Annotated in this window: 14 protein-coding genes and 4 tRNA genes; 1 reads left to right on the top strand and 17 read right to left on the bottom strand. The window is 74.5% G+C overall.

Annotated elements, in window-relative coordinates:
• Positions 1-437 precede the first annotated feature (437 nt).
• The 17 genes from DMH08_RS30085 to DMH08_RS40435 all read right to left on the bottom strand — a co-directional run bounded on the left by DMH08_RS30085 (position 438) and on the right by DMH08_RS40435 (position 18758).
• The gene (locus DMH08_RS30085; RefSeq protein ID WP_125619297.1) at positions 438-1565 is read right to left on the bottom strand and encodes an FKBP-type peptidyl-prolyl cis-trans isomerase; all 1128 of its coding nucleotides are present in this window, start codon (positions 1563-1565) and stop codon (positions 438-440) included.
• Positions 1566-1728: 163 nt separating this feature from the next.
• On the bottom strand, positions 1729-2331 hold the full coding sequence (locus tag DMH08_RS41980; protein ID WP_125619299.1) for a methyltransferase domain-containing protein: 603 nt from the start codon (positions 2329-2331) through the stop codon (positions 1729-1731).
• Positions 2332-2340: 9 nt separating this feature from the next.
• Complete coding sequence (locus DMH08_RS30095; protein WP_051300148.1) at positions 2341-3108, bottom strand: class I SAM-dependent methyltransferase; 768 nt, start codon at positions 3106-3108, stop codon at positions 2341-2343.
• Positions 3109-3156: 48 nt separating this feature from the next.
• Positions 3157-4203, bottom strand: coding sequence for a hypothetical protein (locus DMH08_RS30100; RefSeq protein WP_125619301.1), 1047 nt, complete (start codon positions 4201-4203; stop codon positions 3157-3159).
• A 111-nt stretch (positions 4204-4314) separates the two neighbouring features.
• Positions 4315-5142: an SAM-dependent methyltransferase gene (locus DMH08_RS30105; RefSeq protein WP_125619303.1), complete on the bottom strand. Its 828-nt coding sequence runs from the start codon at positions 5140-5142 to the stop codon at positions 4315-4317.
• The gene (locus DMH08_RS30110) at positions 5139-5657 is read right to left on the bottom strand and encodes an ATP-binding protein (protein WP_051300145.1); all 519 of its coding nucleotides are present in this window, start codon (positions 5655-5657) and stop codon (positions 5139-5141) included. Before DMH08_RS30110 ends, DMH08_RS30105 begins: the two co-directional genes overlap by 4 nt.
• 427 nt (positions 5658-6084) lie before the next feature.
• The gene (locus tag DMH08_RS30115) at positions 6085-8607 is read right to left on the bottom strand and encodes a PQQ-binding-like beta-propeller repeat protein (RefSeq protein ID WP_158642414.1); all 2523 of its coding nucleotides are present in this window, start codon (positions 8605-8607) and stop codon (positions 6085-6087) included.
• Between the two features lie 143 nt (positions 8608-8750).
• Complete coding sequence (locus tag DMH08_RS30120; protein ID WP_125619307.1) at positions 8751-11582, bottom strand: hypothetical protein; 2832 nt, start codon at positions 11580-11582, stop codon at positions 8751-8753.
• The gene (locus DMH08_RS30125; protein WP_026400817.1) at positions 11579-12688 is read right to left on the bottom strand and encodes an ATP-binding protein; all 1110 of its coding nucleotides are present in this window, start codon (positions 12686-12688) and stop codon (positions 11579-11581) included. Before DMH08_RS30125 ends, DMH08_RS30120 begins: the two co-directional genes overlap by 4 nt.
• Positions 12689-12716: 28 nt before the next feature.
• The gene (locus tag DMH08_RS30130; RefSeq protein ID WP_125619309.1) at positions 12717-14153 is read right to left on the bottom strand and encodes a vWA domain-containing protein; all 1437 of its coding nucleotides are present in this window, start codon (positions 14151-14153) and stop codon (positions 12717-12719) included.
• On the bottom strand, positions 14150-15529 hold the full coding sequence (locus DMH08_RS30135; protein WP_125619311.1) for a hypothetical protein: 1380 nt from the start codon (positions 15527-15529) through the stop codon (positions 14150-14152). The genes DMH08_RS30130 and DMH08_RS30135 overlap by 4 nt, the downstream gene beginning before the upstream one ends.
• Positions 15529-15999, bottom strand: a complete 471-nt coding sequence (locus DMH08_RS30140; RefSeq protein WP_233617894.1) for a hypothetical protein — start codon at positions 15997-15999, stop codon at positions 15529-15531. Before DMH08_RS30140 ends, DMH08_RS30135 begins: the two co-directional genes overlap by 1 nt.
• A 114-nt stretch (positions 16000-16113) precedes the next feature.
• Positions 16114-18306 (bottom strand): hypothetical protein, encoded by a 2193-nt coding sequence (locus DMH08_RS30145; RefSeq protein ID WP_125619315.1) that lies wholly within the window; start codon positions 18304-18306, stop codon positions 16114-16116.
• A 2-nt stretch (positions 18307-18308) separates the two neighbouring features.
• Positions 18309-18381: transfer RNA gene (locus DMH08_RS30150), tRNA-Trp, on the bottom strand.
• A gap of 49 nt (positions 18382-18430) precedes the next feature.
• A tRNA-Trp gene (locus tag DMH08_RS30155) sits at positions 18431-18506 on the bottom strand.
• Positions 18507-18555: 49 nt separating this feature from the next.
• A tRNA-Cys gene (locus tag DMH08_RS30160) sits at positions 18556-18631 on the bottom strand.
• Positions 18632-18684: 53 nt separating this feature from the next.
• Positions 18685-18758 (bottom strand) — tRNA-Leu (locus DMH08_RS40435).
• Positions 18759-18927: 169 nt separating this feature from the next.
• On the opposite strand from DMH08_RS40435, the gene DMH08_RS30165 reads away from it, so the two are divergent.
• Positions 18928-20421, top strand: coding sequence for a carboxylesterase/lipase family protein (locus tag DMH08_RS30165; RefSeq protein WP_125619317.1), 1494 nt, complete (start codon positions 18928-18930; stop codon positions 20419-20421).
• The last annotated feature ends 359 nt before the right edge of the window (positions 20422-20780 follow it).

Here is a 20780-nt window from a genome sequence, read left to right on the forward strand (position 1 = left end):
GTTCCGATTCGGGGGTCCGCGGGGATTCGTCGTCGTGAGGGATGGAAGCTCCTGGCGCCTTGTCGCCGTTCTGAGATATGTCGTTCTCGCGGCTTTTTTCGGGTTCGGGCGGGGGTGGAGCCGCGGATTCCGGCCGCTCGGACGCCCCTTCGGACGTCCCTTCGGGCGCCTGGTCGGACGCCTGGTCGGACGCCTGGTCGGGCGCGGTGCCGTCGCCGTCCCGGGCGCGCCCGGCGCCCTTTCTCCTGTTGCTCACAAGCCCCCCGTGATCAATGCGTTACCGACGATACCCGAGGGGGTCGGTGCGGCGAGCCGTCGATGAGAAGGACGGCCGACGTCCCCGCGCGGTTGTCGTCATCGGAGAACGCGCGAGCGGCGGGACCCGGTTCCGGGTCCCGCCGCTCGCGGAAGTGCGCTCGGTCTCAGAACTCGCGCGCTCAGAACTTGGCGAGGACGTCCACGATGAAGACGAGGGTGTCGTCGCCCTTGATTCCGGCCTGCGGGTTGCCCTGCTCGCCGTAGCCTTCCTTCGGCGGGAGGACGAGCATGACGCGGCTGCCGACCTTGACGCCGGTGAGGCCCTTGTCGAAGCCGGGGATGGTGGCGCCCTCGCCGATCGGGAACGCCTGCATCTGGCCGGTCTCCCAGCTGGAGTCGAAGACCTCGCCGTTGCGCCAGAGCCGCCCCTGGTAGTTCATGACGGCCTTGTCGCCCTTGGCCAGCGCGGGCCCGGTGCCCTCGACGAGGGTGACGGCCTTCAGCGCCTTCGGCGCGTCCGCGTCGGGGATCTTCACCTCGGGGGCCTTGCCGGCGCCCTTGTCCTCGACGGTGGGCAGGCCGTCGTCGTCGACCTTCTTCTCGGTGCCCTTTGGGACCGCGTTCTGCGGGACGGACGCGCGGATGTCGGCGACGAACAGCAGCGAGTCGGTCTTCTCGATGCCGAGCTGGGCGCCCTGCTCGCCGAAGCCCTTGCCCGGCGGGACCTCCACGACGACGCGGCTGCCGACGGCCTTGCCGATGAGGCCCTCGTCGAGGCCCTTCACCGGGCTCTCGCCGACCTTGATCGGCGTGACGCCCTCGCCCTGCTCGTAGGTGCTCTCGGACTTCTCGCTGGAGCTCTTGACCTTCGAGTTCTCCGGGTCGTCCTTCGGAGACCACTTGTAGTAGACGAACTGGAGGAACGCGGTGTCGCCCTTGGCGACCTTGTTCCCCTCGCCCACGATCGGCGTCGACACCTGCAGCGACTTGGGCGGCGCGACCTCGGTCGGGATCTCGACCTTGGGCGCCTTGCCGAAGGCGCCGGTGACGGACACGGCCGGGTCCGGGCGCGTCAGGTAGTAGGTCGTGCCGCCCGCGATGGCGACGACGGCGACGACGGCGCCCGCGATCGCCGCGATGCGGCGGCGCTTCGCCTGCTTGGCGGTGAGCGCGGAGGGCCGGTTGAGGCCGCTGCCGCGTCCGGCGCTGATGCCGTGCGGGGTGAACTCCGGGCTCCGGATGCTCTTGGCGTTCGGGATCTTCGCCTTGACCGCCGGTTCGCCCCGGGGCTTGTCATCCTCGGACATGTTTCCTCACTCGCTCCGGGTTCGACGACAACACGGATTGACCACCCTTCCAGGCCCGGGCTAAGCGCAGCGTGAAAACCGCGTGAAGGAGGCCGACCCGCAATCTACCGGTCATACCCCCATGAAGGGGCCGCTCGGCGGCTTGGAAGCGGCCCCCAGCGTACTAACTCCGCGCCAGGATGCGACGCTTCCCGCCCTGGACGTCCCGCTGGTCGAGGACGCGGAAGCCGTCCGGGAGCAGGGACGCGGGCTCCCCGGGGGCCAGGCACCACGCGGCGGGCAGGTGCGGGCGGTCCCGGCGCGCCGCCGCGGTGAACGCCTCCCACGCCAGGACGCCGCCGGGCGCGACGGCGGGCACGGCGGCGGCGAAGGCGGCGCGGTCCCAGAACCCGGTGCACAGGACGGCCGCGAACGCCGCGGCGGGCGGCCGCCACGTCCCGAGGTCGGCCTGGACGAGCGTGATCCGCGCGGCGAGCCCGCGGCGGCGGGCCGCGGCGCCGAGCCGGGCGAGCGCGACGTCCGAGATGTCGACCGCGGTGACGGGACGTCCGGCCGCGGCGGCCGACAGCGCGGCGCCGGACGGCCCGCACGCGAGGTCGAGGACGGGCCCGTCCGGGGCCGCGCGGAGCGCGTCGGCCGCGAGCGGATGCGCCGGGGGCACCGGCGCGCCGGCGTCCGCGCCCGCGGAGCCGTCCGGGGCGTACTTGGCGTTCCACCGCAGGCGGTCGGGGTGGTCGGCCAGGTCCGGCGGTACGCTGTCGTCCATGCCCCGAGGCTAGCGGCGCTCCGCGATCAGCAGCATGAACAGGGCCGTCGGGAAGCCCTTGCGCCACCACGGGTCGTCCTGGAGCTGCTCCGGCGTCGGGTGCGGCTCGCGCAGGTCGGCGATCACGAAGCCGGCGTCTCGGAGCGTTCCAGAGTAGTACTCGAGGGGCCGCAGCCACGATGTGATCATCGCGGGGGACTCCAGGCCGTCCACGTTGAAGTACTGGTCGACGCCGCGCGGCCGGAAGTAGCGGGACGCGGGGACGCTGTTCATCGCGCCCTGCTCGGAGTTCTCCACGTAGAAGCAGGGGTGCAGGGTCAGCACCACCAGCCGTCCGCCGCTGCGCAGCACCCGCGCGAACTCGCCGATCGCGGCCGTCGGGTCCTGCAAGTGGCTGAACAGGTGGTTGCAGACGACGAGATCGAACTCGCCGTCCGCGGCCGGGACGTCGTCGACGCCCGCGCGGACGAACGACAGCGAGCCCCGCACGTCCGGCGGGGCGGCCGCCGCGGCCGCGTCGACCAGCCCCTGCGACACGTCGACGCCGAGGACGTCCGCGCCGTCCGCGGCGAGCTTCCGGGCGATGTACCCCTCGCCGCATCCGGCGTCCAGGACGCGCAGGCCCGCGGTGTCGCCGAGCGCGTCGAGGACGGCCGCGTCGGTCAGCTCGGTCCGGTACCGGTCGCGGCGCTCCCGGATCACCCTGACCCAGTACTCGGCGTTGTCCTCCCATCGCTGCCGCGTCAGCTTCGCGATCGCTTCCGCCGTGTCCTCCACCGGCTCCCCATTCTTTCCCGTCATAGCGTCCGCGTCCGGGACGTCGATTCAGATGCGGCCCTTGAGCTGGCGCACCAGCGTTTCGCAGCTCTCGCGGACCCTGCGGTCCGTGCAGTCGGACATCCGCAGCTGCAGCGCCCGGACCAGCTCCGGGAGCTTCCCGCCGAACGCGGGGTCGCGCTTCAGCGCGAGCGGAACGTACGTGGACGCCAGGTAGTACACGCAGGCGTCGTTGTAGGCGGTGATCTCCCGCAGGACCTCGTTCGCGGTGTTGCGCAGCGACAGCGAGCTGGGGAGCGTGAAGTCGGAGCTGATCCGCCCGTCCCGCATGTAGGTGGGGAACGACCATTCCTCCAGCGCCGCGTAGACGGGCGTGGCGTCCAGTTCCCTGCGGTAGCGCTCGGCGAGGTCGAGGTCGCCGGTCTTGATCAGCTGGCCCATGACGACGCCGCGCATCATGAACGCGTCCTGCCGTCCGGGCACCTCGAACCCGAGGTCGGTCTCCAGCTCGGCCCCGACCTTGCTGACCTGGTGCGTCAGGATGTTCAGCGCCAGGATCGAGTGGAACGAGTACGACTTGCGGTTCAGCCGCGGCGCCAGATCGACCGACGACTCGAAGAGCCGCTGCGGGTTGCGCAGGAGGCCCTGGCCGGGCTCGGCCGAGTAGAGCGACTCCAGCGCGCTGTCCTGCTCGCGGCCCCAGAACCGCGCGATGAACGACGACGTCTTCTGCGTCGCCTGCCCCCGGACGATGTGCAGCCCCGCCTCCAGCGCGTTCAGCAGGTGCTGCTGCGGGAGCGTCGACCGCTCCAGGACGTCCACGTCCACGTCGAGGCCGGCGGCGTGCAGGTCGGCGACCAGCGCGTCGCGGCGCTTGCGGACGGCGTGCGCCATCGAGTACTCGGCGATCCCGGGGATCGACGACATCAGCGCCTGCAGCGACCGCCCGGTCACCCGGTCGAGCCACTCCGGGTTGTCCCACAGCCGGAACACGGTGCTCTCGTCCAGCCCCGAGAACGCGGCCACGTCGGACATGTTCAGGCCCATGTCCTTGGTGATCTCGGAGAGTGACTTCGGCTCGCCGTCCGCGGTCATCGCCCGTCCCGGGAGTGGCAGGTATGGACGGTTCGATCGTAGCGAAGCGGGGCGCTTCGGGCGCCCCGGAACGGCGGACGCGCGGTGACACGGCATGGCGGCGCGCCCGGGTCAGTCCGGCCTGCGGCCGATGCAGCCGACGAGCGGCGTCGGACCGGACCGGCGTCCGGGGGCGGCGAGCGGCACCGCCGCCGGGTACGGGCCGGTCACCGCGAGCGCCCCGCAGATCCGGTCGATCTCCGCACGGCTCCGCGGGGTGAACGGCAGGCCCGTCTCGTGGCCGCGCGCCCCCAGTTCGGCCAGCTCGGGCGTCCGCTCGACGTGCGTGAGCGCGACGCTGCTGCCCGGCGGGAGCCCCGCCACCAGCGCGGCGACGACGCCGCGCGGGTCGTCCGCGTCGGTCAGGAACTCCAGCACCCCGCACAGCAGCACCCCGACCGGCCGGTCGAAGTCGAGCGGGCCGCGCAGCCGGGCGAGCAGCCCCGCCGGGTCGCGCAGGTCGCCCGCGACGGCCGCCGTGCCGGGCTCCGCGGCGAGCAACGCGCGCGCGTGGGCCAGCACCATCGGGTCGTTGTCGACGTAGGCGACGCGGCAGGACGGGTCGGCGCGGCGGACGACGTCGGCGGTGTTGACGGGCGCGGGCAGTCCGCAGCCGATGTCCGCGAACTGCCGCACCCCCTCCGTCTCGGCGAGGAGCCGTGCGGCGTGTTCCAGGAAGCCCCTGTTCGCCTGGACGAGCCGCGTGATCACCGGCGCGAGCCGACTTGCCCGCTCGGCCGACTCCCGGTCGAGCGCGTAGTTGTCCTTGCCGCCGAGGTAGTAGTCGCACATCCGCGCGATGTTCGGGAGGACCCCGCCGAAACGCGCGCCGCCGTCCACGCCCCCGTCCGGGGACGAGCCGGGCCGGCGGCCCGCGCTCAACGCGATCCCCCGCGTCACGGCAGCCGCCACCCTTCGTCGACCGCGATCCCGAACCAGGACACCGCCGTCCCGCTCGGGCCGCGGTGGACGCCGAAGTCGGCGGCGAGCGCCTGCATCAGCGCCAGCGCCCGGCCGTCCGCCGGGCCCGGTTCGTCCGGTCCGCCGGGCCGCCCCGGCGGCGGCCCCCCGTCGGTGATCTCCACGCGGACGAACCGGTCGATGTGCAGGACCGCCAGCATCACGGTGCCGTCCGGCCGCGGCCGGCCGTGCAGCACCGCGTTCGTCATGGCCTCGCTCGTCAGCAGCTCCAGGTCGCCGAGCCGGGACCGGTCGGCGCCGAAGTGCTGCCCGACGAGTTCGCGGACGTAGGACCGGGCGAGCCGCACGGCGGGCGGCGTGGCGGCGAGGTCGATCTCCCCGATCAGCCGGCCGGACGAGCCGTTGGCGCGGGCGGCGGGAGCGGAGAGTTCCAGGGCGGGCGCGGAGACCGGGACGAGCACCGGCGTCCCGGACCACGTGTCGGTGGCGTTCATGGCAGCGACGGCTTCACGTCTCCGTGTCGGGCTGTAAGCGAACATCATGTTCCATGACCTGGTGGGAGTCTCGGGCATGGGCAGGAACTCTGCGGGCGACCTGGCGTTTCCGCTCGCACGACATCCACTCTGACGCAGCGCGCGGGCCCCGGTCACGGTCGCTTGCACGCGCGCAAGCACCTTGCGCCCGCCTGCACCGCGTCACGCACCGTCCAAGATCCACCGCATACCGATCCGGTAACGGACCGGACCGCCGCCGGAACCCGCCGAAACCCCCGTGGCCGAACGCGGCCGTGCCGTCCGGCCGGGCGCGCGGACACCTTCCGTCCCGTGCCGTCGACGGCACCTCGGCCCGGACGCCCCGGGGTTCACCACGTTCCGCTGACCGGAGCACCCGCGCCGGCCGGCACCCGTCCGAGCCGGCGGGTCAGCCCCGCACCCGGTGGACGGCGAAGCCCCGCACCCCGGACCCGCCGACCCGGTGGACGATCTCGGACGGGGTCAGGACGGCGAAGCCGCCGCCGATCGTCGCCGGCCGCCCCGGCAGGCCGTCGGACACGCGGCGTCCGGCGGCGTCCAGGAGGAGGAACCGCTCGCCCTCCCCGCCGGGCCGGACGCCGTCGGGCCGGTGGACGGCCGTGAACCAGTCCCCGGCCGCGCCGTAGAGCGAGAGGGAGCCCGTCTCCAGCAGGTCGCGGACCCGGGCGGCGCCGTCGCGGACCCGCACCGTCACCGCGCGCCCGACCGGGCCCGTCGCCCCCACCGCCCCCGCCTCGCAGACGATCAGCGCGCCGCCGTCCCCCTCGCACCGGCGGAGCCGCACCGTCCGGGCGAGTTCGCGGCCGGTGGCCCGGTCGAGCACGGCGCCGCCGTCCGCCGTCCCGACGACCGCGGCGCCGCCGCCGTCGTACAGCAGGCCGGGCTCCCGGTACCGGTCGCCGAGCCGCCAGCGCGGCTCGCCGTCCGCCGTCCCGTACGCGACGAGGTCGCGCGGCTTCCGCTTCCCCTCCTCGTCGCGGGCGGTCTCGGCGGCGAGGACGAGCCCGCCGCCGATGCTCTCGGGCGTCATCCCGCGCTCGCGCCACAGCTCCCGCCGCGTGCCGGTCGCGTACACCGCCATGATGTCCTCGCCGCCGCGCACGGCCGACGAGATCTCCACCGCGAACGCCTCGTCGCCGGCCGCGGCCAGGGACACGAAGCCGTCCCCCCGGACGACCTCCTTCTTCCACCGGACGCCGCCGTCGTCCAGCGAGAGCGCGGCGACGCCCTCCGCGCCGCCGGACGCCCGGTAGCGGACGAGCGACAGCCGCTCCCCGCCCGCGGAGACGACGCGGACCCGGAGGACGTCCGCCGCCTCGGCGCCGCCGCCGAGCGGCGCGCCCTCGGCGACGGACCACCGCACCTTCCCGGTGCCCGCGTCGGCGACGACCTGCGTGTCGGTCTCGTCGTGGTCGCGCCGCGGGCCGGTGTAGACGACGGAGTCCCCGGCGAGTTCGATGTCGATCACCCTGCTCAGGCCGGTGTCCCTGCCGGGCGGATCGGGTGCGGGTTCCACCTCGGCCCGCCACAGCGGCGCCGTCGCGATTCCGGGAGGCCGCGGCGCCGGTTCGGCCGGTTCGGCCGCTTCGGCCGGTTTCCTGCCGACGGCGGCGGGGACCACGGCCAGGTCGCCGTCGTCGACCTCGAACGCGGCGGCGTCCGGCGACAGCGCGGCGATCCCGTCGGACGGGACCGGGCCGAGCCGGTTCGCCGCCCGGTCGACCATCGCCTGCCGGGGGAGCCCGCCGGGCTGTTCGGTGACGAAGATGCGGTCCCGCCAGACCGAGCTGACGCGGAACGACGTCCTTTCGTCGAACGGCGGGGTCTCCGCCGTGAACACCTTCCCGCCGGTACCGGAGCGGACCGTTGCCAGCCGCCCGTGCAGGGTCGAGCACGCGATCAGCGTCCGGCCGTCGTCGGCGCAGTCGCGCAGGCGGTCGGCGTACCCGCGGACGCGGCCGGTGGCCGAGTCGAGCAGGACCGTCCGGTAGTCCGGCAGCATCCTTCCCGGTTCCGGCTCCGTCACGTCGACGACGGCCGTGTCGCCCGCCACCGCGTCCAGATGGGCGCTGTCGAACACGTCGCCCGAGTCCCAGAGCATCCGGCCGCTCCGCACGTCCAAGGCGAACACGTCGGTGCCCGTGCGCCGCGGCCCCAGCCGTTCCGCCGGAGGCTGCTCGCCGCGCGTCTCACCGAGCACCGCGTCGCCGGCGAACCGGTAGGCCCAGCCGCCCTCGTGCTCCCACAGGACCCGGCCGGTCGCGGGGTCCAGGGCGACGGTCTTCGGACGCGCGCCCCGCTCCGCCTCCACGCTCGCGAGGATCGCCCGCGTGTCCGCCGCGAGCAGCCGCACCCTCGGCCCGGGGCCGTCGCCGCCGGACCCGGGACGGGCGAGCGCGCGCTTCCAGCGGACACCGCCGTCCTCGCCCGACAGCGCCGCCACCCCGGTCTCCGCCTGCTGCGGCGGCTTCCCGGCGTACCGGACGAGCACGGACCAGTCGTCTCCCCGGCCGTACGCGAGCGGCTCGCCCATGGCGCCCCGCAGGGCACCGGGCCCCGCATCGGCGTGCGCGCCGTCACCGTCCAGCAGGGGCTCCCCGCTCTCCAGGACCCAGCGCGGTTCGCCGGTCCGCAGACCGGTGACGGCCAGCCGGTCCCTGCCGCCCGCGTCGCCCGCGACGACGGCGGTGCCGCCGTGCAGCCCGATCCCCGCGGCCTCCACCATGCCGAGGTCGCGGGTCGTCCACATCGGGGATTCGCCGAACCGGACCGGCGCCGGGCGGCGCTCGCCGTCCGGCAGGGGTGCGGCGGCCTCGTCCCCGAGCACGCACACCGCGTCGAGGACCGCCACCACCGCCAGGAGGACGGCTCCCGCGGCCATCGCGCGCGCCCGGTTCGACTTCGGCAGCAAGCGGCACCCCATGCGTGGAAACCCGGTGATCGGTCGTTCCGGCTGGGACGGCCGTGACGCGTCCCCGGTTCCGCCCCGACCGGACACGGCCGGTGCCGCGGCGGCCGGGGGCCGGCCCGCCGCGGCACCGGTTTCGTGCGCCGCTACCGGGCGAGCAGGGCCGCGACGGCCTCCGGTGCCTCGGGGTGCCGCGCCACCAGGGCCGCGGCCTCACCGCCGCCTGCGGCGGCCGGGGCCGAGCGCCACTCCACCGGGTGGCCCAGCAGGGCGGCGACGGCCTCGGTCGTCGCCGGGCGCCCCGCCAGCAGGTCCGCCACCGGACCGGACACCGCCGACGGAGCGGCCGCCGCCGGGGCCTCCGCGTCGCCCGACCACGGGGGCGTCCACGCGTCCAGGGCCGGAAGGGAACCCGGGAACGTGCGGGACGCCTCGTGGACGAGCACGGGCACCATCTCCCGCGCGTGGTCCTTCAACGTCGTGATCAGCTTCGGCAGCCAGGGCAGCAGCACCCGGTCCGGGAGCCGCCCGAACGCCTTCGACAGGACCTCGACGACGAGCGGCGCCAGCCCCGGCGCGGGATCGAGGGCCTGCACGAAACCGCTCAGGTAGTGCGGGAACGACGGCACCGACAGCGGCGACGCCAGCAGCTCGTCGCACCGGGCCCGCACGTCCGCCAGCGGCATCAGGCCGAGCTGCGACTTCGCCGCCCACAGCAGCGCGACCTTCGCGGGCGCCTCCGGATGCGACTGCCGCACCGCCAGCTCGAGCTGCGCCCGGTCGCAGCCGAGCGACAGCGCGAGGCTCTCCATCCCGAGCAGGAACCCGAGCATCGCCGCGACCTGCCGGACGCCCGAGTGCTCGTCCACGAACGCCGTCGGCAGCAGCGTGCAGTAGTGCGCGTACCCGGCGGTGACGAACTCGCGGCACCACTCCGGCAGCTCCGGCTCGGTCGCGCGGTAGTGCGCGAGGAGCCGCCGGATCCGGCGCAGCACCTCGGGCGCGTCGTCCACGGTCCGCTCGGCGGCCAGCAGCTCGACGGCCCGCGCGCCCAGCTCGTCGGCGAACCGCCCCGCGTCCAGGTACACCACGGCGTCCTCGACCGCGCGCAGCGCCGCGGCCGCCGTCGCCTTCGGGTCGTACACGGCGCGCCGCAGCCGCCGCTCGAGGACCTGCTCGGCGGTGACGCCCTCGTAGCCGAGCTCGACGAGCGACCGCTGGTTGCGGCCGATCGCGAGGTCCCAGCTCTCCTGGATCGACCGCTCGCCCAGCTCCCGCGCCCCCATGATCGGGCGGACGGCGTCGTCGGGCAGCAGCCGCCGCAGCACCCACAGCAGGTCGGAGCACGGGCGCAGGGCGGGATCGGCGTCGAGGTTCAGCAGCGCCCGCTGCACCGTCCGCTTGCCCAGGTCGAGGCCCAGCGGCTCCAGCCGGTCGAGGACGTCGCGGGCCAGCGGCGGCAGCGACTCGTACCCGACCTGCCCGACCCGGTCGCCGCCGAGCAGGATCTCGCACAGCCGCGCCACGTCCCGCCGCCCCGGCACCCGGTCCTTCTCGATGCAGGTGACGGCGGCGTCCTGGAAGTCGTACGGGGTCGGGCGGGTCCGGCCCCGCATCCCGGCGAGCAGCACGGACGTCTCGAACACGGCGATCGCGTCGGCGGTCGACGCCAGGTACCCGTTGCGGCGGGCGAGCCCGACGATGTCGACGCACCAGCCGAGCAGCTCCGACTCGTCCAGCGGGTCGAGGGCGGGCGGCCGGGCCAGGAACCCCGACAACCGGTCCGCGGTGCCCGCACCCGCGCCCGCCGGGGCGGCCGGCGCGGGCGCCTTCTTCCGCCCGCCGGCGGACGCGCCCCGCTGCCCCTTCAGCCGGAACGGCGCCGCCCCGCCCCGCTTGACGGCCTTCGCGAACGTCGCCGCCGCGATCGACACCGACCCCGACGCCAGCCCGAACTGCGCCTCGATCGCCGAATGGCTCGACGGGATCAGCCCGTACCGCCACTTCGTGCCGGTGCGCGGCGGGATGTCGAACGGCTCCGCCGCCTCCGGGCGCAGCCCGAACCCGTCGACCCGGCTGACGGCGTGCGCCGCGCCGCACACGTACAGGCAGTCGGCCGGGTCGGCGCCGGTCGCGGCGATGTGCTCGCGCATCCGCGTCCACATGAACCGCTCGCGGCGCTCGTTGCGCTCCCGGTTGCGGGCGTGCGGGTCCAGCCGCCGGAACAGGCTGCCGATCAGCGTCATGACCTGCCGGTACGTGGCGTAGTCGGCGCCCACGAGCGGCTGCTCGACGTACTGGTCCCACCACTCGGACCAGTGCCGCACCTTCCCGTGGTGCAGCAGGTGCTCCTCCAGCTCCGCGAACCCGGGCCGCAGGTCGCCGATCTCGATGCCGACGGCGTCGCCGTGCAGCCCGTCCTCGTCGCCGGACCCGTCCGGGACGTCCGGTCCGGCGGGGCCGTCGGACTCGGGCGGGTCCCACTGGTAGACGTGGTCGGTGGACCGGTCGACCAGCACCAGCTCCACCCCGTCGGTCTCCTGCGCGTACGCGATCGCCTGGTACTCGGCGGACGCCTCGGTGATCGGCGCGATCACGCTCAGCGGCGCCCACTTCTTCGGGAACCCGTCGAGCTCGTTCGCGAACGACTGCAGCGCCACCGGCAGCCGGCAGTTCTTCAGCTCCGCCAGCAGCGGCGCGAAGTCCTCGCACAGCTCCAGGTAGACGACCTTCGGCCGCTTCTCCCGGAGCCGCCGCGCCATCGCCAGCGCCGACGCGGGCGAATGGTGGCACACCGGGAAGATCTCCAGTTCCTCCCGGAGCGCCCGGTCGACGTCGTCGACCATGCCGGCGAGGAGCCGCGCGACGCCGTCCCCGGCGGCCTCGCCGTCGCCGAACGCGCGCGCCGCGTCCAGCAGCTGCTCGCGGAGCGGGCCGAACACGCCCGCGGCCGTGGCCTTCGTGGCGGTTCCGGTCATGAGAGCGTCGCGATGGTGTCGCGGCCGCCCTCCAGGAAGCCCCGCCACGTGCCGTCGTCCTTGCCGCGCGGCTCGACGACCCCGTGCCAGAACTTGTTGAGGATCGCCAGGTCCTCCGGGGAGCGGCGGGCCAGCGACCCGACGAGCGAACTGCCGAGCGTCTCCGCCGTCAGCGTCCGGTCGCCGAAGAACTGGCTGTGCAGGATCGCGTCCTCCAGCACGCCGATCTGCTCGGCCGTCGACAGCGCCGACTCCAGCTTCTCGTCGTCGCTGGTCGCCGACTCGGCGGCGGCCCGCAGGTCGGAGAAGCTCTGCAGCAGGACGTCCAGCAGCGTCGGCGGCACCTCCAGGTCGATCTCGTGGCGGCGCAGGAGCTCCGCCGTCCGGAACCGGACGATCTCCGCCTCGCTCTTCTTGTTCGTCACCACCGGGATGCGCACGAAGTTGAACCGCCGCTTCAGCGCGGACGACAGGTCGTTCACGCCCCGGTCGCGGCTGTTCGCCGTCGCGATGATCGAGAACCCGGGCTGCGCGAACACGATGTTGTCGTCGTCCAGCTCGGGAATCGACACGTACTTCTCCGACAGGATCGAGATCAGCGCGTCCTGCACGTCGCTCGTCGAGCGGGTCAGCTCCTCGAACCGGCCGATCACACCCGACTCCATCGCCGTCATGATCGGCGACGGGATCATCGCCTCCCGCGACTGCCCCTTCGCGATCACCATGGACACGTTCCACGAGTACTTGATGTGGTCCTCGGTGGTGCCGGCCGTGCCCTGCACGACCAGCGTCGAGTTCCGGCAGATCGCCGCCGACAGCAGCTCCGCCAGCCAGCTCTTGCCGGTGCCCGGGTCGCCGATCAGCAGCAGCCCCCGGTCCGACGCCAGCGTCACGATGCTCCGCTCCACGAAGCTGCGGTCGCCGAACCACTTCTGCGGGATCTCCCGGTCGAGGCCGTCCGCCCGCTCCGACCCGAGCACGAACAGCCGCACCATCCGGGGCGACAGCCGCCACGCGAACGGCTTCGGGCCGTCGTCCACCGACTCCAGGTAGTCGAGCTCCTCGGCGTACTTGACCTCGGCGGGGGCGCGCAGCATCTCGGACATCGCTCTCCTCATCGTCTGTGCCCTGGCCTCAGGCCAGGAAGTTCTTCAGTTCGGTCACGAGCTTCTGGATGCGGCCCGAGAGCACCGGGGTCCCGAGCCCCTTGAACCGCTCCCGGAACCACGGGTTCACCACCGCGCTCCCCGAGCTGTTCACCGACCCGACCGGGATGAACTTCGCCCCCGACCGGTGCACCGCCTCGAACTGGGCGAAGATCGCCTCGCCCGCCCACTCGTAGAAGTCGGAGATCCACACCACGACCGTGTTGCGCGGATCGGTGATCTTGGGCCGGGCCAGTTCCAGCGCGACGCGCCCGTCCGTCCCGCCGCCCAGCCGCGTGCGCAGCAGCACCTCGAACGGGTCGTGCACCCACGGCGTCAGGTCCAGCGCCCGCGTGTCGTACGCCACCAGGTGCACGTCCACCTTCGGCAGTCCCGCGAAGATCGACGCCAGGATCGTGCAGTTCACCATCGAGTCGACCATCGACCCCGACTGGTCCACCACCACGATCATCTTCGCGGGCGTCGTCCGCTTCGCCGTGCGCCGGTAGAACAGCTTGTCGACGTAGAGCCGCTCGTCCTCCGGGCTCCAGTTCGGCAGGTTCTTCCAGATCGTCCGGTCGAGGTCGAGGTTGCGGAACACCCGCTTCGGCGGCACCGACCGGTCGATGACGCCCGTGCTCGTCTGCTGCACCTGCGTCCGCAGCACCTCGGCGACCTCGTCGACGAACCGGCGGATCAGCGCCTTCGCGTTGGCCAGCGCGACCCCCGACAGGTTCGCCTTGTCCCGCAGGAGCTGCTCGATCAGCGACATGCTCGGCGACAGCCGCCCCGCCAGCCGCGAGTCCGACAGCACCTCCCGCAGCGCCATCCGCCGCACGAGGTCGCCCTCCAGCTCCGACAGCGTCCCCGCGACCTCCCGGCCGCCCTCGTCGCCGAGCGCGCACTTCAGCCACCCGGCGTCCCGCTGCCAGTCGGCGAGCTGCGTCGCCGACACCGCGCCGGCCCCGGTCGAGAACACGTTGAGCAGCAGCTTCGACATCAGCGCCGCCCGCCGCACCGAACCGCCGTCACCCTCCTCCACCACTCCGGCCGAGTCACCGGCGACGATGCCCCCGGCCCCGACGGGCGCATTCGCGTCCGCCGCATCGTCGTCCTGTCTGCTTGCGGTGGCCGCCTCGCCCGCCCCGGCGGGGGCGCCCGCCTGCGGGGATGCGGACGGGACGTCCGGCGCGGCCGGGGGCTCGGCGAGGTCGGCGAGCGCCTCGAACTCGGGGCCGAGGTCCGGGAAGCGCTGGACCAGGCCGTCGACCGAAACGCCCGGGGCGAGCAGTGCGGGCGGGAGGCCGAGGTCGTCCACGATCGCGACGCTCGACGACTCCAGCGCGGGCTGCTCCTCGGGCTCGAACAGGCGGGCCAGCAGCCGCCAGTACAGCACCTGCCGCCGCTTCTCCTCGATATCGCTCATTTGCGCAGCAACCGTCCCGCCCGCTCGCGCAGCACGCCGACGGCGTCGCCGGTCCGGTTGGCCGCCTTGAGCACCTTCGGGTCCGTGGGGCCGAGCGCCCAGTCGCCCGTGCACGCCTCGACCGGCTTCTTCTTCACCATCGCCCGGACGGCCAGCGGCTGCACGCGCCACGTGCCGGCGTCCCACCGGACGAGCCCGATGCAGGACGACGAGGCCCGCACGAGGTCGGGGGTGACGGGGCCGCACGCGGGCAGCCGCTCGAGGTCGAGGTTGATCGCGCGTCCGTCCAGTTCGAGGGCGGTGCCGTTCACCGCGTACCCCTCCAGGAACACCGGCTCGGCGATGCGCACCGGGTGCCGGTCCAGCGGCGGCGGCCCCGGCGCGACCGCCTCCGCAAGCTGCACCCGTGCCACCGCAAAGGGATCCGCCTCCTTGCCCGCGCGCGCTTTCGCGTCGTCCCAGATGAGGTCACCGCCCGGACGGAGCGCCATGTCCGCGACGTTGAGGCACCGGCGTTCCGCGAGCGCCTTGAGCAGGGTCGGGTGGGCGTCGAGGAGGCGCCACATCTGCGGCCCCGTGATGGTGTCGACCTTCGACGCCGCCACGGACGTCCGGACGAGCCGCGCGTCGCCGCCGGCGACCTCCAGCACGCCGTGCACCTGCACCTGGACGGACGTGCCGTGTTCGTGCACGTCCGCGCCCAGCACCAGCAGCCGCCCCGACACCGGTTCGGCCTCGGCGGCCGCGGCGCCCGCGCGGGTCAGCAGCATCCCGCGCGCCCACAGGTCGGCCCAGCGGCGCTCCGGGACCGACTCCATCGCCGCGACCGGCGACGACGCCCGCAGTTCGGCCGCGAGCCCGTCCAGCAGGACGGCCGCGCCGCGCAGCCGCGGCTCCTTCAGCAGGCCCTCGACGAACCGGTCGGCCGCCGACACCAGGTCGTGGTCGACGCCGCGCCAGCCCGCGATCGCCAGTTCGGCCAGCCAGGACCGGCAGCCGGCGAGCAGGTTCGCGGCGATGTCGTCGCCCGCGGCGGCCGGGCCGTCCGCGCGGGTGCGGCCCGCGGCCCCGTCCAGCCGCGCGAGCAGCGCGTCGTGCACCGAGCCGAGCAGCGCCGTCCGCGCCCCGGCCAGCGTCAGCAGGTGCGCCTCCGCGACGGCCCCGGCGGCGATCTTCTCGGCCGCCTCGGCCGCCGGACCGCCCAACGGCGACCCGGCGAGCGCCCCGGCCAGCGCGGCCAGCGCCGCCGCCTGCTCCGCGCCCAGCCGGCCGAACCCGCCCGCCAGCGCCGCGTCGAACCCGTCGACCAGGCCGAGCGCCTCGTCGACCCCGGCGGGCGTCCCGCCGGTCAGCTCCTCGAGCCCCACCGCCTGCATCAGTGCGCCCCTCCCGGGAACCAGTGCATCTCGGGCAGCGGCTCCGGCGACGCGGGCACCTCCAGGTACGCCAGGTGCCGCAGGAACCGGTTGAACACCACGGCCGCGGGCGCCGAGTCCTTCGTCCCGTTCAGCGCGTCGGCCAGGTCGCCGTCCTCGCCCGCGTCGACCTTCAGGTACCGCCCGACCCGCTCCCGCCCGTACTGCAGGACGGCCTCGGCGACGAGCGACTGCAGGTGCTTGCAGGGGTACGACCCGCGCAGCCCGCCGCACGGGCGGTTGTTGTTGGTGCTGCAGCTCAGCCCGTGCGTGCCCGCCGTGATCGACGACACGTACACGCGAGCGACGTCCGACCCGCTCGACACGACGCCCTGGAGGCGCCCGTCCGCGAGTTCGACGAAGGGCACCTTCGCCAGTTTCCGCGGCCGGACGGGCGGGACCACCCGCACCGAACTCGACCGTTCGAACACGCCCAAACCACGACCTCCCGCCGGTGGAACACGAACCGTTCAGCCGTGATCCACACTTGCAGCGAGGTCCGACAAACCGGGGGCGTCCGGGCGCGGCCCGCGCGGGCCCGGGGATCAGGCGTCGCGCATCCAGTGGCCGCCGACCGACCAGCCGAGCAGGCGCCGGGCGTGCGGCGGGGCCGCGCCGTCGTCGAGGCTCCCGCCGGCCAGGACGTGCCGCAGCCCCGCCAGCACCGGATCGAGCCGCCGCACGACGCCCGGGGCCTGCCGGTCCAGTTCGTCCTGCATCCACGCGACCACCGCGACCTGCTCCTTCAGCCCGCACAGCGCCAGGAAGAAGACCGCCTGCCGCCACGCGTACGCCGCGTCCTTGATCGCGCCGAGCGGGTGCGGGTCGCCGTGCACCTTCCGGACGAGCCGGCAGGCGGTGCCGAACGCGCGGCGCGCGAGACCGTCCCACCCGTCCAGCGGGTCCGCCCCGACCGGGTGCACGAGGGACGCCAGGTTGTGCGTCGTCAGGATCTGCGCCTGCTCGATGACCATCCCGTTCCCGGCGACCGACCAGCGGTCCGTCACGCCGGAACGGGCCCGGCACAGGTCGCCGAACCGCCGCGCGTCCAGGGCGCGGTAGTCGATGCCGTAGTAGCGGGCGTAAAGGGTGCCGTCGAGCAGTTCCCCCGCGTGCGCGGCGGCCTTCGCGAACTTGCCGGAGAAGCGCCCCATGAAGATGTCCGCGGCGAGTTCCTCCACGAACGGGACGTCCAGGCCCGCGCGTTCGGCGAGGGCGCGGAGCTCCGCGACCAGCGGGTTCGGCAGGATCGTGCCCGGGAAGCCCTGCAGCGCCAGCTCCGCGAGCCGGGTCAGGACGCCGCGCACCCGCGGCGCGGTGGCGCCCGCGTCGCGGTGCCGTTCGGCGGCCCGCACCCACGGCAGTTCGTGCAGCCGGACCTGGCTCTCCAGGTTCGTCAGCAGCAGCGACCGCCGGTTCCGGAACGCCCGGTACGTCGCCGCCATCACCCGCTGCAGCGCCGGGTCCGCGTACGCCTGCGAGGTCGCCGCCGCGGTCAGCTGCGGCACGAGCGCCGCCAGCACCTCCGCCGACGGGACGACGCCGCGCTCCACCAGCGTCGCCACCGGGGCCTCCAGCGCGGTCTCGACCGTGTCCCGCAGCCGGTCCGGGACCCGCGTGCCCTCCGCCACTCCCGTGCGGCGCGCCTCGTCCGCGGTCACCGGACCGACGAACGGCTCGACCGCCGGGACGCCCGCGTCGTCCGGTTCGTCCGCCAGCCGGGCGAGGACGACCTGCGCGAGCGCGTGGTGCGTGCCCCGCGCGGCGTCCGCCGCCTGCCGCCCGCGCAGCGCCGCGTGCTCCGCCGATCCGGGCGTCCCGCGCCGGGCGACCATCGACGCGATCGCGTGCCGCAGCAGCCGCGACGGCGCGCGGCCCGCGAGGACGTCCGCCAGCGACGTCCGCAGGACCGCCGCGTTCTCCTTGGGCCGGCGGTGCTTCGTGCAGCGGGTGTGCTCGGCCGCCAGCCGCTCGTACCGGGCGAGCAGCGCGGTGCCGCGCCCGCGCCAGCCGTCCGGCTCGACCGCGAGCACGCGCCCGTCCCGGACCGTCTCCAGCCAGTGCTCCAGCAGCTCGTCGGCGAACGGGTTCCACACCGCGAGCGCCTCGTTCATCGTCTCGACGGCCGCGTTCGGGCCGCGCCCGGCGATCCGCCGCCGGATCTCCCCGACCGGCTCGCGGCGCACGAGCGACGCGTCCGCGGGCTGCGCGCCGGGCCGCGGCGCGAACCGCAGCCGGTCGGCGAACGGGCCGATCTCCTCCAGCACCTCCAGCGCGCCCGCCCGGTCACCGGCCCGCAGCAGCCACGCCACGACGAGCAGCGCCGACTCCTCCGGCAGGACGACCTCGTACCGGCCGTCGTCGAGGCGCTCCTCCAGCTCGCGGACGCCGTCCTCGGTGAGCATGCGCCGGAACAGCGCCGCGCGCCGCGCGGGGACCCCGGCCCGCCGCGCCGCGTCCGCCTCGAAGCCGAGCAGGGCGCCGCCCGCCGCGGCCGCGCCCGTCGCGAACCCGCCGCGCGCCACCTCGAGCGTCACCCAGGCGGGGAGCTCAGCGACGGGCGTCCGCGATCCCACGGTCAGGGAGCCGTCGCCCATCCCGTCGAGGACGCGCCGCCAGCGCGCCAGCCGCTCCTCCGCGCGGCGGCGCGTGTCGGCGTCCTCGTGCGACATCGCGGTCGTGAACGCCTTGGCCATCTGCCCGGCGGCGTAACCGGGGTTCGCCTGCACCTCGTTCATAGCCGGCGTGGCGGGTTCCGCCCCCGCGCCCTCCGGGTCTGGAGCCCGGTGCTCTCCTGGCTGAGCTACACGCCGATCGGGTGAACGGTACGGTTGCCGCCTTTTCGGCGGCAACCGGATAACGTGGCCGGCGTGGCGGGTCCTGCCCCCGCGCCCTCCGGGTCTGGAGCTTGGTGCTCTCCTGGCTGAGCTACACGCCGATCGGGTGAACGGTACGGTTGCCGCCTTTTCGGCGGCAACCGGATAACGTGGCCGGCGTGGCGGGTCCTGCCCCCGCGCCCTCCGGGACTGCAGCCCGGTGCTCTCCTGACTGAGCTACACGCCGATCGGGCGAACGGTACGGTCGCTGCCTTTGCGGCGGCAACCGGATAACGTCGCCGCACGTAGCGGAATTCGTCCCCGCGCCTTTCGGGGACTGAGCCCGGTGCTCTCCTGGCTGAGCTGCACGCCGCCGGCCGCACACGGCACCGCGAACGGTCATCCCGCCGCGCAACGGCACCGCGTCCCCGGGCGCCGCCACTCATCCAGGTTCGCGGATCACGGCGCCCGATTGCGCGGCGAACGCATACCCGTCCGGGGCGCCGGAGGGCAGTCTTCGCCTCCCATACCCAGGGAGGAAGCATGATTCGACGCGTACTCGGCCTCGCGGCCGCCTGCGCCGTCGCCGCGGCGCTCCTCGCGGCGCCGGCGACGGGGGCCGCGGCGGACGGCGGACCCGTCGTCGCCACCGACAAGGGGAGGGTCGAGGGTGTCGCCACCGGCCTCGGCCGGGTGTTCCGCGGCATCCCCTACGCCGCCCCGCCCGTCGGTCCGCTGCGCTGGAAACCGCCGCGGGCCGCCGCCGCGTGGGAGGGCGTCCGCCCCGCGACCGAGCACGGCGGGCCCTGCGCGCAGAACGCCTCGCCGTTCATGGGGCGCGACCAGGTCACCAACGAGGACTGCCTCTACCTGGACGTCTACACGCCCGAGCAGGCGTCCGGGAACCTCCCGGTGATCGTATGGATCCACGGCGGCGCGTTCGCGTACGGGTCGGGCTCGACCTACGACGCGCAGCGGCTCGCCGCCGCCGGGAACGTCGTCGTGTCGATCAACTACCGGCTGGGCGTGTTCGGGTTCCTCGCGCATCCCGAGCTGCCCGCCGCGGAAGGCGCCGGGAACTTCGGGATCCTGGACCAGCAGGCCGCGCTGCGCTGGGTGAAGGCGAACGCCGCCGCGTTCGGCGGGAACCCCGGCAACGTGACGATCGCGGGCCAGTCGGCCGGAAGCGGCAGCGTCTGCTCGCACGTCCTGTCGCCGTCGTCGCGCGGCCTGTTCCACCGGGCGGTCATGCAGAGCGGCCCGTGCCAGCTCGTGGCGCGCACCCTGCCGGACGCCGAGGCCGCGGGCACCGAGCTGGCGCAGGAGGTCGGCTGCACCACCGCCGAGTGCCTGCGCGGCAGGCCCGCCGCCGAACTGCTCGACGCGACCGTCCCCGCCGAGGGCGAGTCGGCGCTCGCGCTGACCCTCGCGCCGACCACCGGCACCCCCGTCCTGCCGAAGGCCGCGGCGGACGCGTTCCCGGCGGGCGAGTACGCGAAGGTCCCGATGATGATCGGGACGACCCTGCACGAGGCGAGCACGCTCCTGCTGTCGTCCGGCGTCGAGGGCGCCCCCGACTCGCCGATCGTCCGGGCGCTGACGAACGCCGCGTTCGCCTGCCCCGCCCGCCGCGACGCGAAGGTGCTGGAGGACGGCGTCCCGGTGCACATGTACGAGTTCACCGAGCCGGACGTCCCGAGCGTCTACGCGACCCCGCCGGAGCTCGAACTGGGCGCCTACCACGGGGCCGAACTGCCGCTGCTGTTCGACTTCCCGGCCCGCCCGATCGATCTGGACGCGGCGCAGGAGCGGCTCGCCGCGACCATGGTCGGCTACTGGAGCCGGTTCGCCGCCACCGGCGACCCGAACGGCGCGGGGCTGCCGGAGTGGCCCGCGTACCGTCCGGTCATCGGCAAGGTGCAGAACCTCCACGCGGACGGCGTGACGAACGTGCGGGACGCCCGCTACTACACCGACCACACCTGCGCCCTCTGGGACAACACGGAAGGGCTCCCGGACATCCCGGGCACCGAGTGACCTGTCCCTGACGTGCGAGCGGCTCCCACTCAACCCGCTCGCACCGGGCCCGGGCGGGCCGACTCTATGGCGGCCCGCCCGGGCCACCGGCGTGCTTCGGCCGTCTTCCGACGAGCCCCGGTTCCGCCGTGTCCGGCGCTTTTGCGCGGTCCGGGCCGCCCCGTGCCGCCGGGCCGGGTCTTCGGTCGAGCTCCTCGGCCAAGTCGTCGGCTCCGGGGCTCGGACGGGCGGGGGATGCTCCTATAGATGTCAAGCGGCTAGATCAAGGCCGTTGACGGTGGTTGCTGGTGGGACCAGGGCGTGGTAGACCTCGCGGGCGATGTAGCGTTTGAGGCATCGGATGATCTCTTTCTTGCTCA

Origin of the sequence: Actinomadura sp. WAC 06369 (genome assembly GCF_003947565.1) — a bacterium.
Taxonomy (GTDB): domain Bacteria; phylum Actinomycetota; class Actinomycetes; order Streptosporangiales; family Streptosporangiaceae; genus Spirillospora; species Spirillospora rifamycini.